At 72.7% G+C, this 14,678-nt stretch carries 16 protein-coding genes; 11 read left to right on the plus strand and 5 right to left on the minus strand.

All coding sequences use genetic code 11. The features are described from left to right. The first annotated feature begins 50 nt into the window (after positions 1–50). Both MFF54_RS12785 and MFF54_RS12790 read left to right on the plus strand, forming a co-directional pair. A complete protein-coding gene (locus MFF54_RS12785; RefSeq protein ID WP_238303278.1) occupies positions 51–257 on the plus strand; it encodes a hypothetical protein in 207 nt (68 codons plus the stop codon). Beyond that, positions 257–538 carry a hypothetical protein gene (locus MFF54_RS12790; protein WP_238303280.1) on the plus strand — a complete coding sequence of 94 codons (282 nt, stop codon included), beginning with the start codon at positions 257–259 and terminating at the stop codon, positions 536–538. Before MFF54_RS12785 ends, MFF54_RS12790 begins: the two co-directional genes overlap by 1 nt. Here MFF54_RS12790 and MFF54_RS12795 read toward each other — a convergent pair. Continuing rightward, the gene (locus MFF54_RS12795) at positions 535–873 is read right to left on the minus strand and encodes a hypothetical protein (RefSeq protein WP_238303281.1); all 339 of its coding nucleotides are present in this window, start codon (positions 871–873) and stop codon (positions 535–537) included. The genes MFF54_RS12790 and MFF54_RS12795 overlap by 4 nt on opposite strands. Positions 874–993: 120 nt before the next feature. Between MFF54_RS12795 and MFF54_RS12800 the strand changes: the two genes are divergently transcribed. Continuing rightward, positions 994–1,413, plus strand: a complete 420-nt coding sequence (locus MFF54_RS12800; protein ID WP_238303282.1) for an FKBP-type peptidyl-prolyl cis-trans isomerase — start codon at positions 994–996, stop codon at positions 1,411–1,413. A gap of 30 nt (positions 1,414–1,443) precedes the next feature. After that, positions 1,444–2,847: a Wadjet anti-phage system protein JetA family protein gene (locus MFF54_RS12805; protein WP_238303283.1), complete on the plus strand. Its 1,404-nt coding sequence runs from the start codon at positions 1,444–1,446 to the stop codon at positions 2,845–2,847. Between the two features lie 109 nt (positions 2,848–2,956). Here the strand turns inward: MFF54_RS12805 and MFF54_RS12810 are convergent, their stop codons facing one another. Continuing rightward, positions 2,957–4,546, minus strand: a complete 1,590-nt coding sequence (locus MFF54_RS12810; protein ID WP_238303284.1) for a gamma-glutamyltransferase family protein — start codon at positions 4,544–4,546, stop codon at positions 2,957–2,959. A gap of 250 nt (positions 4,547–4,796) precedes the next feature. Here MFF54_RS12810 and larC point away from each other — a divergent pair, with 250 nt between their 5' ends. From larC to MFF54_RS12845, 7 genes are all read left to right on the plus strand, one after another. After that, positions 4,797–6,065 (plus strand): nickel pincer cofactor biosynthesis protein LarC, encoded by a 1,269-nt coding sequence (gene larC, locus MFF54_RS12815; RefSeq protein WP_238303285.1) that lies wholly within the window; start codon positions 4,797–4,799, stop codon positions 6,063–6,065. Next, positions 6,062–6,889, plus strand: coding sequence for an ATP-dependent sacrificial sulfur transferase LarE (gene larE / locus MFF54_RS12820; RefSeq protein WP_238303286.1), 828 nt, complete (start codon positions 6,062–6,064; stop codon positions 6,887–6,889). Before larC ends, larE begins: the two co-directional genes overlap by 4 nt. Next, entirely contained in the window at positions 6,886–7,557 is a 672-nt protein-coding gene (gene larB / locus MFF54_RS12825) for a nickel pincer cofactor biosynthesis protein LarB (RefSeq protein ID WP_238303287.1), read from the plus strand. Before larE ends, larB begins: the two co-directional genes overlap by 4 nt. A 49-nt stretch (positions 7,558–7,606) precedes the next feature. Beyond that, complete coding sequence (locus MFF54_RS12830) at positions 7,607–8,716, plus strand: aldo/keto reductase (protein ID WP_238303289.1); 1,110 nt, start codon at positions 7,607–7,609, stop codon at positions 8,714–8,716. A gap of 51 nt (positions 8,717–8,767) precedes the next feature. Then, a complete protein-coding gene (locus MFF54_RS12835) occupies positions 8,768–9,352 on the plus strand; it encodes a HupE/UreJ family protein (protein ID WP_238303290.1) in 585 nt (194 codons plus the stop codon). Between the two features lie 106 nt (positions 9,353–9,458). Further along, positions 9,459–10,547: a CobW family GTP-binding protein gene (locus tag MFF54_RS12840; protein WP_238303292.1), complete on the plus strand. Its 1,089-nt coding sequence runs from the start codon at positions 9,459–9,461 to the stop codon at positions 10,545–10,547. A 97-nt stretch (positions 10,548–10,644) separates the two neighbouring features. Then, positions 10,645–11,466 (plus strand): GNAT family N-acetyltransferase, encoded by an 822-nt coding sequence (locus tag MFF54_RS12845; protein WP_238303294.1) that lies wholly within the window; start codon positions 10,645–10,647, stop codon positions 11,464–11,466. Positions 11,467–11,472: 6 nt separating this feature from the next. Here MFF54_RS12845 and MFF54_RS12850 read toward each other — a convergent pair whose 3' ends face one another. From MFF54_RS12850 to MFF54_RS12860, 3 genes are all read right to left on the minus strand, one after another. After that, on the minus strand, positions 11,473–11,955 hold the full coding sequence (locus MFF54_RS12850) for a GtrA family protein (protein WP_238303296.1): 483 nt from the start codon (positions 11,953–11,955) through the stop codon (positions 11,473–11,475). Continuing rightward, on the minus strand, positions 11,952–13,445 hold the full coding sequence (locus MFF54_RS12855; RefSeq protein ID WP_238303298.1) for a UbiA family prenyltransferase: 1,494 nt from the start codon (positions 13,443–13,445) through the stop codon (positions 11,952–11,954). The genes MFF54_RS12850 and MFF54_RS12855 overlap by 4 nt, the downstream gene beginning before the upstream one ends. 73 nt (positions 13,446–13,518) lie before the next feature. After that, positions 13,519–14,646, minus strand: coding sequence for an acyltransferase family protein (locus MFF54_RS12860; RefSeq protein WP_238303299.1), 1,128 nt, complete (start codon positions 14,644–14,646; stop codon positions 13,519–13,521). Positions 14,647–14,678 lie beyond the last annotated feature (32 nt).

Below are 14,678 nucleotides of genomic sequence, written 5' to 3' on the forward strand. Positions count from 1 at the left end.
CGACAACGTCCCGGAGCAGGCCCGAAGAGGCGGCGTCCGCGGGAGGTGTCATGAATCAGATCATCGTCGTCGCGCTGATCTGCGCGAAATCGGTATCCGCCCCCGACTGTACCCGCGAGACCGCGATCGACGTGGTGACGGGGCCGGCCCACACCCTGCAGGAATGCCTCGTGCAAGGCCCGGTGATCGCCGCCAATTCCGGCATCGCGATCGCCCAGGACAGCTACGTGAAGACCCGTTGCGAGCAGCGCCGCTGATGTCCGAGTCCGACGTGACTGCCGACCGGGCTGTGATGATCCGCCTGCGCGCCCGCCTCGCCGTGGTCGAGCGCGCGGCGTGGTTCGGTCTCGTCCACGCCATGCGCACCCGCCCCGAGGAGACGGAGGCCTTCATCGGCTCCGAGCGGGCGCGCTGCGCCGAGGGGTTCGAGGCGAAGGGCTGGGCGGGCGATCTGTCCGATGCCGAGCGCGCGCTGCTGGCCCGGGAGGTCGATGCCGGGTTGGCGCAACTCTTGGAGGACGCCAGGGCCGAGATCTAGGCCTTCCGGTTCCGCCAGCGTTCCTTGAGCCGCGCCCAGGTCGCCTCGATCCAGCGGGCGGACTTCTCCAGCGGCACCTTCAGCCCCGGCACGTCCTGCGCGAGCAGGGCGAGGCCGAGCGGCAGCATCCACAGGCCCAGCACCGGCAGGATCGAGAAGATGCCGCCGAGGATGAACAGGATCGCGGCGCTCACCCGCAGCCAGAGCCGTGAGGGCTCGCGCAGCCAGTCGAAGGCCCGGCGCAGGGCATCGGGCATCTTCGCCGAGAGGCGATCGACGCGGGCATCCCAGTCTTCGGGACGGACGATCTCGGGATGCAGGGTGCGGCTTTCCATAGCCTTCCAACGCGCCGAGCCTTCGAACGGCTCCGGCCCGGCGGCTGGCCTCGGGCGGCCTGAGGCTGTTAAGAGGCGCGCCGACGGGCGGCACGTGATGCCGGCCCGAGGGGAGGCCCCATGTCTCGTCTGTTTCCGCTAGCAGGAGCCGCGCTGATCGCCATGACCGCTGCCGCCAACGCCGACGCTTACACCACGCTGCCCTCCGGCCTGAAGTACAAGGACGAGGTGGTCGGCACCGGCCCCGAGCCCAAGACCGGCCAGCAGGTCACCGTGCACTACACCGGCTGGCTCGACCAGAACGGCAAGCAGGGCAAGAAGTTCGACTCGTCTCGCGACCGCGGCCAGCCCTTCAGCTTCCAGATCGGTGCCGGTCAGGTCATCCGCGGCTGGGACGAGGGCGTCGCCACCATGAAGGCCGGCGGCCGGCGCACTCTCGTGATCCCGCCGGAGCTCGGCTACGGCTCCCGCGGCGCGGGCGGCGTGATCCCGCCCGGCGCGACGCTGATCTTCGACGTCGAGCTGATCGGCTCGAAGTAAGCCGACCAGGCCGGGACGGGTCACAGCACGATGCTGTTCGCGCAGCTTCCCGACGACCTGTTCCGGCCGCTCGCCTCGCCGAGCCGCGCCTTCAACGCGGCCCTGCTGCTGCACCTGCACCGGCGCGTCATCGGCTCGGAGCCGATGCGCAAGGCCGACCTCCTCGTGGAGATCGGCGAGTTCGCCGCCGGCCGCGAGACGCCGGAGCTCGCCGACGACGCGAGCTTCCCGCCCGACGCGGTCGAGCGCCGCTCGGCCCTCTACCGGCGCTTCCTCGAATCCGGCTGGTTGATCGAGCGGCGCGAGCGCTACGTGCCGGTGGTCGAGTTCGACCCGGAGGCGCGCCTCCTCCTTGAGGAGCTGTCGCGGATCGAGCGTGGCGAGACCCGCTCCTACGGCGGCGCGGTGCTGGAGGTGCTGGGCAGCCTCGAGAGCGCGCTCGCCAATCCCGGCGAGCGCTCCGAGGCCCTGGCCAATGCCGCCCGCGAGGCCGAGGCCTTCCTGTCCCACCTGCGCAGCCTCGCCGGCTCGATGCGCAAGATCGAGGACCGGATCCTGCGCGAGGAGGACCGGCGCGCCGCCTTCCGCCTCTACTTCGAGGATTTCGTCGAGCGGCACCTGATCAGCGACTACCGGACGCTGCACACCCGCTTCAACCCGTTCCGATTCCGCTCCGCGATCGTGCGCGAGGCGGGGCGCGCGCTCCGCGACGCCCTGCTGATCCGGGCGCTCGCCGAGGGGCTGGTGCGCGAGGGCCGCGCCGCCGATCTCGACGCGGGCGAGCGCGCGGTGCGCGCCGACCTCGCCGAGATCCTGGCCGTCTTCGAGGGCATCGACCGGCATCTCGATGCGGTGGACGAGGTGGTCGCCCGGATGGAGCGCCGCATCGCGGCGGCCGTGCGCTACATGGACCGGCCGGATGCCGGCGGCGTCGAACGCACCGCGGCGGCGCTCCGCGCCGTCGGCGCCGCTGAGGCCGCGCCGGACCTGCCCGCCGCGATCTCCCTGCTGCGCCCGCCGATCGGCGAGGCGCATCTCTCGACGCCCCGCCGGACCCGGCCGCCGATCGACAACGACCCGCTGCCCGAGGTCTTCATCGACCCGCGCATCGAGGCCTTCGTCACAGCCAAGGCCGAGTTCCGCCGCCGCACCACGGTGACCCCGCGCTCGATGTCGGACTTCGTGGAGGCGCGGCTGGCGGCGGGTGGCACCCTGCGCGGCTCCGAGATCCCGGTCGCGGACATCGACGCCTTCGTGGTGTTCCAGCGCCTGCGCGAGATCGACGTGCTGTTCGAGGGCGAGCTGGGACAGCGCTACGGCGTCACCCACCTGACCGAGCGGCTCTCGAACGGCTGGCTCGACTGCCCGGATTTCGTGCTGACGCGGGTGGGCGGGGCGGCGGGCGCCTCTGCCGGGGGAAGCGGCAACGGGTGAGACTGCCGCGCAAGGGCTATCCCATGCGCGCGCCTGGCACGGCCGGCGTGCCGCTGTCCCTCCTCTCCCGCAGCGAGGGGAGGGAGAGTTGCGTGGAGCCGCCTCCGCCTCAATACCCCAGTGCGCTCCCGTCCTTGCGCGGGTCGGAGCCCGCCACCAGCGTGCCGGCGGCGTGGTCGATCCAGATGATCTGGCCGCCTCCGATCGGCAGCGGCGCCGGCACAGCCCTGTGGCCCCGGTCGCGCATGCCGGCGAGGATATCGTCCGGGAACGCGTTCTCCATCTCGACGAAGCCGTCGTAGGCGAAGCTGCGCGGCGCATCGAGGGCTTCCTGCACGTCGAGGCCCAGATCGATGATGTTGGAGAGAAGCTGGATGTGCCCCATCGCCTGGTAGTGGCCGCCCATCACCCCGAAGGGCGCCACCGTCCGCCCCTCGCGCATCAACATGCCGGGGATGATCGTGTGCATCGGGCGCTTCTTCGGTGCGATCGTGTTCGGGTGGCCCGGCTCGACCCGGAAACTGTAGCCGCGATTGTGCAGGAGCACGCCGCTCTCCGGCGCCAGGATGCCGCTGCCGAAGCCCTGGAAGATCGAGTTGATCAGCGAGAGCGCATTGCCGTCCCGGTCGACCACGCTGAGATAGACCGTGTCGCGGTGCGCGACCTCGTTGGCGATCTCCGGGTAGACCTCGGGCGCGCGGGCGCGGGTCATGTCGATCGCGCCGTGCGCCGAGGCCCGCCACGCGTCGGAGAGCAGGTGCTCCACCGGGACGCGGTGCAGGCCGGGATCGGCGAAGAGCGCGTCGCGGTGGTGGTAGCCCTGCTTGCAGACCTCGGCGAGCAGGTGCGCCCGGTCGAGGTCGGAGAGGGCGGCCACGTCGAAGGGCGAGAGCACGTTCAGCATCATCAGCACCGCCAGCCCCTGGCCGGAGGGCGGGCACTCGTAGACGTCGTAGCCGCGGTAGCGCGTGGTGATCGGCGTGACCCATTCGGGCTCGGCCTCGGCGAAATCCTGCTCGGTATGCAGGCCGCCGAGCGCGCGCAGGCGCCCCACCATGTCGCGGGCGACCGGGCCCTGGTAGAAGCCGCGCGGGCCGTCCTCGGCGATGCGGCGCAGGGTGGCGGCCAGACGCGGCAGGCGCACGCTCGCGCCGATCGTCGGCGCCTTGCCGTCGAACAGGTAGGTCGCGGCGGCGCCGGGATCGTGCGAGACCCGCTCGACGCTGCGTGCCCAGTCCCAGCCGACCCGCGGCTGAACCGGGAACCCCTCCTCGGCGTAGCGGATGGCCGGCTGCAGCAGCTCTCCGAGCGTGCGCGTGCCGTGCCGTTCGAGCAGCGTCGCCCAGGCCGCGACGGCACCCGGCACCGTGACCGCGTGCGGCGAGGTCGGCGTGATGGTGACGCCGTTCTCCAGGTACCACGCATCGGTCGCCGCGGCCGGGCTGCGGCCCGAGCCGTTGAGGGCCTCGGGCACGGCCGCGCCGCGCGGCGCGTAGAGCGCGAAGCAGTCGCCCCCGATGCCGGTCATCAGCGGATCGACCACGCATTGAACCGCCACCGCCGCGATCCCGGCATCGACGGCGTTGCCGCCGGAGCGCAGCACCTCGATCGCCGCCAGCGTCGAGAGCGGGTGCGAGGTCGCGACCGCCCCGTTGGCGGCGTAGACGGGCGAGCGCCCCGGCCTGCTAAAATCTCTCACGACGCGACGACTCCCGGATGATGCGGTGGACGGTCCCGTCCGTCCCGGCGCCCCTGCTGGATCGCTTTGGCGGCCGGGGCAGGATGCATAAGGCATTCGGCATGCCAAGCCTGATCGTGTCCGGAACCCATGCGGCTGGCGCCGGGGCTGCGGCCTTCCGCCCCGCATCGCGCGCGGTTGTCGCGCGGCCCGAGCGAACGATGTGGCTGCTCCACCGACCCTTGCGGCACAGTCAGGCGCGCGCTCCCGGATGCAGATCCACCTCGACGCCATGGGCGGGATGGCCGGCGACATGTTCGTCGCCGCCCTGCTCGACGCCTTTCCGGAGCACGAGGCCGGGGTGCTGGCGAGCGTACGGGCCGCCGCGGCGGGCGCGGCCTGCGAGCTCGTCGCCCACAATGACGGGGTGCTGCAGGGGCGCCGCTTCGTCGTCGCGGAGCGCGGCGCCCGGGGCCCGCACGATCACCACCACGTTCATCACCACACGCACCACCATCACCACGGCGCGCACGATCACCGGCACTGGTCGGAGATCCGCGCCGGGCTGCTCGCGGCCGGTCTCGACCCGCCCGTGCGCGACCACGCGCTCGCGATCTTCGGACACCTCGCCGAGGCCGAGGCGCGGGTGCACGGCATCCCGGTCGCGGAGGTCGCCTTCCACGAGGTCGGGGCGCTCGACTCCATCGCCGACATCGTGGCGGCGGCCCATCTCGCGGCGGCGACCGGCGCGATGGGCTGGAGCGTGTCGGCGCTGCCGCTCGGCGCGGGGCGGGTCCGCACGCAACACGGTCTCCTGCCGGTGCCGGCGCCCGCCACCGCCCTGTTGCTCGAAGGTTTCGCCACGATCGACGACGGGGTGCCGGGCGAGCGGGTGACGCCGACGGGTGCCGCCATCCTGCGCCATCTCTGCGGGACCGGCGCGCGGGCGAGCGCGCCCCGCACGCTCGCCCGCAGCGGCATCGGCTTCGGCACCCGGACCTTGCCGGGCCTGAGCAACTGCGTGCGCGCCCTGGTCTTCACAGAGGCGCGTACGGAGGCGGAGACCGGCGATCGGGCGGGCGGGCGCCACCGCGACCTCGCGGTGATCGAATTCGAGGTGGACGACCAGTCGGCGGAGGATCTCGCCATGGGCCTCGACCGGCTGCGGGCGCACCCGGACGTGTTCGACGCCGTGCAGATGCCGGTCTTCGGCAAGAAGGGGCGGATGATGACCCATGTGCGCGTGCTCGCCCGCGCGGAGGCTCTTGAGGCCGCCGCCGAGGCCTGCTTCCGCGAGACCACCACGATCGGCCTGCGGCATCGGATCGTCTCCGGAATCGCCCTGGAGCGGACGAGCCGCACGGTCGCGGTCGGCGGCCACGATCTCCGGGTGAAGACGGTCGCGCGCCCGGGCGGTGCCACCGCCAAGGCGGAAGCGGACGACGCCTTGGCCCATGAGGGCCACGCCGCCCGCGAGAGCCTGCGCCGCGCAGCCGAGCAGCTGGCCCTCGCCGAGCGCGCGGACGAGGAGCGGGCATGAGCGCGTCGCTGGAGAGCCTGCTCGCCGGAATGGGCCCGCTCGCCGTGGCGGTGAGCGGCGGCGTCGACAGCCTGACGCTCGCGACCCTCGCCCACAGGCGCCTCGGGCCCGACGGGATGCTCGCGGTGCACGCGGCCTCGCCCGCGGTGCCCGGCGAGGCGACGGCGCGGGTCCGCGCGGAGGCCGACCGCCAGGGCTGGCGCCTGCGCGTCATCGAGGCCGGCGAGTTCGCCGATCCCCGCTACCGGTCGAACCCGGTCAATCGCTGCTTCTTCTGCAAGACGAACCTCTACGGCGCGATCGCCCAGGCGACCGACCGACAGATCGTCTCGGGCGCCAATCTCGACGATCTCGGCGAGTACCGCCCCGGCCTCGACGCGGCCCGCGAGCACGGCGTGCGCCATCCCTTCGTCGCAGCGGGCCTCGGCAAGGCGGCGGTGCGGGCGCTCGCGCGTGAGATGGGCCTCGGGGACGTCGCCGAGCTTCCCGCCTCGCCTTGCCTGTCGAGCCGTGTCGAGACCGGCATCCGCATCGAGCCGGAGACCCTGGCCTTCATCCACGCGGTGGAGCGCATCGTCGGCGGGGCGCTCGCCGCCGAGGGGGCGGAGGCGCGGGTGCGCTGCCGGGTCCGGGCGGAGGGGGTGGTGGTGGAGCTCGACCCGCGCTGCCTCGCGCTCCTCGACAGGGACCTGCGCGCGGATCTCGGCAGCGCGATCCGCGAGCGGGCGCCCGCGCCCGCGCTCGCCGGTCCGGTGCGCTTCGAGCCCTACCGCAACGGAAGCGCTTTCCTGCGCGCGGGCAGCACACCGGAAGTCCCCCGATGAGCGTCGCGGAAGAGTTCGTCCTCGATTTCGCCCGGACGGAGCGGATCGGGATGGAAGAGACGGTCTACGCCGCCGGCAAGTCGGCGGAGCAGATCGACGCCATCCTGGCGGCGGCCGCCGAGCGCGGCGCCCGCCTGTTCCTCACGCGGCTCGACGCCGACAAGCGCGCGGCGCTCGCTCACGAGCTCGATTATTGCCCGGTCTCGCGCACCGCCGTGTTCGGTGGTCCGAACCGGGTCGCGGGCGTAGCCCGCGTCGCCATCGTGGCGGCCGGCACCTCGGACGTGCCGGTGGCACGCGAGGCCGAGCGGACGCTGGCCTATGCGGGGATCGCCGCGACGCTGATCGCCGATGTGGGCGTCGCCGGACTCTGGCGGTTGCAGCGGCGCCTCGACGAGATCCGGGCGCACCCCGTCGTGATCGTCGCGGCCGGCATGGACGCGGCGCTCCCCAGCGTCGTCGGCGGTCTCGTATCCGGCGCACTGATCGCGGTGCCGACCTCGGTCGGCTACGGCGTCGCCGAGGGCGGGCGCGCGGCGCTCGACGCGGTGCTGGCGAGTTGCGCGCCCGGAATCACCGTCTGCAACATCGACAACGGCTACGGCGCGGCCTGCGCGGCGATGCGTGTGCTGCACGCCGCCCGAGCGCTGCGTGAGTTGTCGCCATGAACCCGATTCATCCTGCCCCGCGCCAGGGGCCTCAGCCCGGAGTACCCGCATGGAACGCCGAAGCTTTCTCCAGGGCGCCGTCCTCGGCGCCGGTCTCGCGGGCGCCGGCAGCGCGGGGGCGGCCGTGAACGCGCCTGGCCTGCCCCAGACCCGTCCGCAGGATCCCGCCGACCTGCCCTTCGTCGCCGATCCCGGCGAGATGCGGGGCGAGATGCTCTACCGCCCGTTCGGGCGCCATGCGGAGAAGATCTCGGCGATCGGGATGGGCGGCTTCCATCTCGGCAAGAACGCGGTCTCGGACGCGGAGGCCACGCGCCTGATCCATGCCGGGATCGAGCGCGGCATCACCTTCATGGACAATTGCTGGGACTACAACGAAGGGCGCTCGGAACTTCGCATGGGTGAGGCCCTGTCCCAGGGCGGATATCGCGACAAGGTCTTCCTCATGTCCAAGATGGACGGGCGGACCAGGGACGAGGCGATGCGCCAGATCGACACCTCGCTGAAGCGCCTGCGCACCGACCGGATCGACCTCGTCCAGCACCACGAGATCCTGCGCTACGACGATCCCGACCGCGTCTTCGCCGAGGGCGGGGCGATGGAGGCCTTCGTCGAGGCGAAGAAGCAGGGCAAGCTGCGCTATATCGGTTTCACCGGGCACAAGGACCCGCGCATCCACCTGCAGATGCTGGAGGTGGCGGCCGAGCGCGGCTTCCAGTTCGATGCCGTGCAGATGCCGCTCAACGTGATGGACGCGCATTTCCGCTCGTTCGGCCACCTCGTCCTGCCCTATCTCGTCCAGAACGGCATCGCGCCGCTGGCGATGAAGACCTTCGGCGACGGCGTGATCCTGAAGAGCGACGCGCCGATCAAGCCGCTCGAATACCTGCACTTCTCGCTCAACCTGCCGGTCTCGGTGGTGATCACCGGCATCCAGAATCAGCGCGACCTCGATCAGGCCTTCGAGGCGGTGAAGACCTTCCGTCCCATGGACAAGGCCAAGGTCGCCGAGCTCCTCGGCCGCAGCCGCGCTTACGCACTGGAGGGCAAGTACGAGCTGTTCAAGACGAGCGCGACCTTCGACGGCACGGCCAAGAACGCCGCCTGGCTCGGCGAGGACGTGCCGGGCGTGCAGAAGCTTGCGCCAACGATGGAATAGGGATTGGAATAGGTCTCCATGCGCACCGCAACATCGACCCCGAGGCCCCTGATGACCCGTCGCGTCCTGCCGCTGCTGCCGGCCCTGCTCCTGCTCGCCCCCGGCGCCGCGCTCGCCCATCCGGGCCACGGCGAGGCGGTGGGCTTCGCGCACGGCTTCGCGCACCCGGTCGGCGGCCTCGACCACGTGCTCGCCATGGTGGCGGTGGGCCTGCTCGCGGCGCTCCGCGGCGGGGCGGCCCGCTGGGGCCTGCCGGTCGCCTTCATGGCCATGATGGCGGCAGGCGCCGGGCTCGGCGTGTTCGGGATCGCGCTGCCCTTCGCGGAGGCGGGCATCGCGCTCTCCCTCGTCGCCTTCGGCCTCGCCATCGTGTTTGCGGGGCGCCTGCCGCTGCCGGCGCTGATCGGCCTCGTCGGCGTGTTCGCGGTGTTCCACGGCTACGCCCACGGCGCCGAGATGCCCGAGACCGCCTCCGGCCTCGCCTACGGGGCGGGCTTCCTCGCCGCGACCGCGCTCCTCCACGCGGCGGGCCTCGGTCTCGGCTTCCTCGTCAGCGCCGAGCGCCGCCGCGCCGCGCCTGCCATGGGCGCCGCCGTGGCGCTCTCGGGGCTCACGCTGCTCGTGGGCGCCTTCTGATCCGGGCCGACCCTTCCTCCCCCGCCGAAGGGGAGGGAGGGCGTTGCAGGGGAGGATGATCGCGCCCTCGGTTGAGCCCGCTCGCCGCCCGCGCTAGGCCAGCCCCATGTCCGCCAGCGCCCAGCCCGATACCCCCGCACGCCCGGAGCCGATCCCGCTCACCGTGCTCACCGGCTTCCTCGGAGCCGGCAAGACGACCCTCCTCAACCGCCTGCTTGCCGACCCGGCGCTGGCCGACACGGTGGTGATCGTCAACGAGTTCGGCGAGATCGGGCTCGATCACCTGCTGATCGAGCGTGTGGACGAGGACATGGTCCTGCTCGGCGCCGGCTGCCTCTGCTGCACGGTGCGCGGCGACCTGATCGCCACCCTGGAAGACCTGCTGCGCAAGCGCGACAACGGCCGCATCGCGCCCTTCCGCCGCGTCGTGATCGAGACCACCGGCCTCGCCGATCCCGCGCCGATCCTGCACGCGCTGATCTATCACCCCTATCTCGTCCTGCGGTACCGGCTGCAGGCGGTTGTTACTGTGGTCGACGCGGTCAACGGCGCCGCCACCCTCGACGAGCACCCGGAGGCCCTGCGACAGGTCGCGGTTGCCGACCGGATCGTGCTCACGAAGCAGGATCTCGCAGAAGATTCCGCCCCGCTCCAGGCCCGGCTCGCCGCCCTCAACCCGGCCGCCGCCGTCGAGCCGCCGGACGTGCCGGCCGAGACGCTGCTCGGCGGCCTGTTCGGCCTCGACGGCAAGCTTGCGGACGTGCGCGCGTGGCTCGGCGCGGTCGAGACGCACGAGCACGCTCACACCCACGATCCCAATCGCCACGATGCCGCGATCCGCGCGTTTTCCCTGACGAGCGACGTGCCGGTACCGCGGGCGGCCTTCGAGATGTTCCTCGACCTGCTGCGCTCCGGCCACGGCCCGAACCTCCTGCGCCTCAAGGGTCTGGTCGCCCTGGCCGACGCGCCGGACCGGCCCGTCGTCGTGCACGGCGTGCAGCACGTGGTGCACGCCCCCGTCACCCTGCCGGCCTGGCCGGATGCGGACCGGACCTCGCGCCTCGTCCTCATCGTGCGCGATCTCGATCCGGGCTTCGTCGCTCGGCTCTGGGACGCCTTCCTGGGGCGGCCGCGGCCCGATACGCCCGACGCCGCCGCGCTCACCGACAACCCGCTCGCGATCCCGGGAGGCTGACGGCACCGTCCTTGAAAGGTCTCCGAGACCTGAAGCGGCTGCGGGCCGCGACCGTCCCGATACGGGACGGAACTGTCGGAATCGGACGAGGGCGCAGGTGCAGCGGTTCACTCTGATCCAGGGCGGCTACGCGGTCGGCCCCGCCGCCGGCGCGGGGTGGCGCATCGACCTGAAGGGCGCACCGGGGGTCGATGCGGAAGCGGTGGCAGCGTGGCGGGCGCTCCTCGTGCGCAACGCCGTGCTCGATCCGCGCACCGATCCGGATTACCTCCTCACCGCCGCGCGGCACCTCGCGGGCGGCGACCAGATCGCCTTCGCGCTGGCCTGGGAGCAGGGGCCGGACCTGACCTTGCGGGGCGTGGTGCCGCTGGCGATCGCCGAGCCGCTGTTCCGCGCCTCGCGCGCCCGGCCGTGGTGGCCGCCGGGGCTCAACCCGCGCTCCCTGGTCGATCCCGGACGCGGGGCGGCGATCCACGCCGCGATCGCGGCCCATCTCAGGGCGCTCCCGCGGCCCGTCGCCTACGATCCCGAGGCCCGGGCGGGCACCGTGCCGGTGCTCACCGTGCCGATGCTGCGGCGACCCGTCCCGCCCGAGAGCGTTCTCGGCGTCCGGCCCGAGGGCTACGTCCCGCCGAGCGCGACGGTCGAGACCGTCCGGGAGCCGGAGCGCGTCCGCGACGCGGTCGAGGCCTTCCTGGCGCTGGACGCCCGCACCGCACGGTATCCCATCATCGCCGCGCCGCAGGAGGCCGCCATGGTGCGGGTGGTGACCCGGCTGTTCGCCCGCCGCCAGCAGCTCGCGGTCGCGCTGGCGAGCCGGGCAGGCGGGCTGGTGGCCGGCACGATCTCCCTGGGCCAGGGGGCCGGCACCATCGCGTGGCGCCACGCGGGCGGGGATGCGGGCGCGCTTCCGGCCTGAGCCGCGCTACCCTTCGGCGGCGACGGGGGGGCGTGGCCGCCGGGTGCGGAAGGTGATCGCCGCGTGACCGAAATAGTTGCCCACCGCGCCCGCCGCGATGCCGGCGGCGTGGGCGACCGCCTCGGCCGGGCCGCAGGGGGCGCCGAGGCGGATGAGCAGCGCCCGGCCGGCGAGCGCGACCAGCGCCACGAGGATCGTGGTGACGCCGTTGACGAGCACGAAGTCCGGCACCTGCCGCAGGCCGCCGCGGCCGAAATCCCGGAAGACCCAGGCCCGGTAGAGGGCGAAGCCGAAGGCCATGCTGATGCAGGAGGCCCCGAGGACGGCGAGGCCGTAGGGCATCAGCCAGGACAGGGCGAAGCGCGACAGCCAGCTGACCAGGGCGGCGAGCCCGCCCGCCAGCAGGAAGCGCACCGGCCGCGGCAGGTCTCCGAGCCGGCCGGCCCGCGCGCCGCGCGCGGGCGGAGTCCTCGCGCCGGACTCCGTCATGCCAGAACCCCGGACCAGGCGAGCACGAAGGCGCCGACGAGCGCCGCCCCGAGCATCAGGCTCGGCCCGTCGTTGAGCGCGAAGGCGACGGGGTCGTCGTCGAGCCGGCCGCGGCCGGCCACGAGCCAGATCCGCGCCAGCCAGAGGAAGAGGATCAGCGGGAAGGCCCAGAGCCAGCCCGCATTGGTGTAGAGGTCATGCCGGAAGGCGTCGAAGATCACGTAGAGGACGAGCGTGACGATGCTCGCCACGCCGGTACCGGCCCCCAGCACGAGCAGGATCGGCGCGTCGCGGGTCTCGTAGCCGCGGCTCGTGGTCGTGCCGGTGCCGTGCTCCTTCCAGCGCTCGACCTCGACGTAGCGCTTGGCGAAGCAGAGCGAGCCGAACAGGAACATCGAGAAGACGAGGAGCCAGGGCGAGGGGGCCACGGCCGCGGCCTGCGTGCCGAGCACGAGGCGGGTTGTGAAGAGGCCCGCCAGCACCACCACGTCGAGGATCGGCACCCGCTTCAGCGCCAGCGAGTAGGCGACCGTCAGCGCCGTGTAGGCCGCGAGCCCCGCGACCGTTGACGGGCCGACCAGGGCGCCGAGCGCGAAGCCGACCGCGAGCCCCGCCGGCACCGCGCCCGCGGCCGCGGCCATCGGCAGGCGCCCGCTCGCGATTGGGCGGTTGCATTTCGACCAGTGCCGCCGGTCGTCGGCGACGTCCCAGAGGTCGTTCAGGATGTAGGTCGATGAGGCGACGATGCAGAGCGCCGCGAAGGCCAACGCGACGTCGAGCATCCGTCCTGCGTCGAGCACGACGCCGCCGAGGATCGCGGGCGCGACAACCAGCAGGTTCTTGGCCCATTGGTGGGGCCGCGCGCAGGCGACCAGCGCCGGCAGCATCGCGGGGGTGGGGAAGACCAGGGCGGGCTTGCCGGCGCTCGTGCCGAGGCTGCCGGCCGCGTGCGCCGTGAAGCGCGGGCGCCCGACCGCGATGATCTCGTCGGCCCGCGACCAGACCGGGATGTCGGCCCGGCTGTCGCCCGCGTAGGCGAAGCCCTGCGGGAACAGCCGGGCGAGCGCCTCGGCCTTGCGCTGGCCCTTGAGGTTGATCACGCCGTCACTCGCCAGCACGTCCTCGAAGGGGCCGTGGCAGGCGGCGACCGCGCGGGCGATGACCGCATCCGCCGCGGTCGCCACGTAGACCTTGCGGCCCCGCGCCCGCTCGGTGGCGATGTAGGCGTGCAGGGCCTGGTCGAAGGGCAGCAGCTTCGGATCGACCAGCGCCCGGCAGGCCAGTTCCTGCTTCAGACGCGCCCGGCCCTGGAACAGCCAGAACAGGATGTGCAGGAGCGCCAGCGGCTCTCGCCGCAGATAGGCCAGCGCGCACTCGACCAGGATGTTGGTGCGCAGCAGCGTGCCGTCGAGATCGATCACCAGGGGGCGCAGCCCCGGCCCGGTCCCGGCGCTCGCAGCCGCATCGCTCCCGGACGTGGTCTCGGCCATCTCTGCCTCCGCTTCCCGAGAGTGCGGCAGAACCTTGCCAGAGGGGCCCATCGGCACGGCGCGACCTTCCGGATTACTCGTGGGCGCCGATGGGATGAGCGATCCCCGCATTCGGCGGGAGCTCCGGCCCTATCGTGCGCCGACGCCGGAAAGGCTGGCGGAAGGCCTGCCCGATCGGCACGCCGGCGCGCAGCCAGCGGTCGAGGGGCCGTTCGAGCAGCCGGTAGACGAGGAGGCCGACCGCGACCGCGACCGCGATGACCGCGAGCCGCACCGGCAACTGCGCGGATTCGGGGAGGGGGAGCCGGCCGACGGCCTTGCCGAGCGCCGACATCGTGAACCAGTGCGAGAGGTAGATGCTGTAGGTCGCCAGCCCCAGCGGCAACAGGATCCGGTCGGCGAAGGGCAGCCGCAGGATCGTGTCGCGGAGCGCGACGAACAGGATCACGAGGGCGGAGGCGCCCGTGAGCCGGAGGCTGCGCTCGGTGTTCGCCGGATCGGTGCCGAGGCTCAGCGTGACGGTCACGGCGAGGCAGGCCATGAGAAGCCAGGCCACGCCGAGCCGCCCGTCCACCTCGTGGCAGCGGTAGAGCCAGCCCGCCGCGAAACCCGTCATCAGCACGCTGACGGGGTGCAGGTACCAGGCGGCATCGCTCGGGGCGATGCCGACGAGCGCGCCGCACCAGCCCAGTCCGAACAGCGCGAGACCGAACCAGACGGGCGCTTCGCCCGCGAGCCGCGTCGCCAGGATCAGCAGGGCCACGAGCCCGTAGAAGATGACCTCGTGCTCCAGCGACCAGCCGACGCCCACGATGGGGTAGTGCGGTTGGGGCAGGATCAGAAAGGAACCGATGATGGTACCGGCCGAGACGTCCCAGCGATTCCAGGCCCAGGCCGGATTGATGAGGCGGGCCGCGACCGCGAGCGCCGTGAACAGGGCGTAGAGCGGCATGAGCCTGAGGAGGCGGGCGCGCAGGAAGGCCAGTGCGCTCGCGTAGGCGGGCGCCCGGAGGCAGATGAGATAGCCGGAGACGACGAAGAACACCTCGACCCCGATCCCGCTCAGCGGCAGGTACCACGACTGGGCGATCAGCGTTCCCGAGAAGTGCTTCACCGCGAGATCGGAGTGGCACACCACCACCTCGAGCGCTGCCAGCGCCTTCAGCCATTCGAGGTCGGGACGCCGGCCCGGATCTGACACGGTTTTCTCCACGAGCGGTCGCTCCGGCGCCG

Origin of the sequence: Methylobacterium gregans (genome assembly GCF_022179245.1) — a bacterium.
GTDB classification, from domain to species: domain Bacteria; phylum Pseudomonadota; class Alphaproteobacteria; order Rhizobiales; family Beijerinckiaceae; genus Methylobacterium; species Methylobacterium gregans.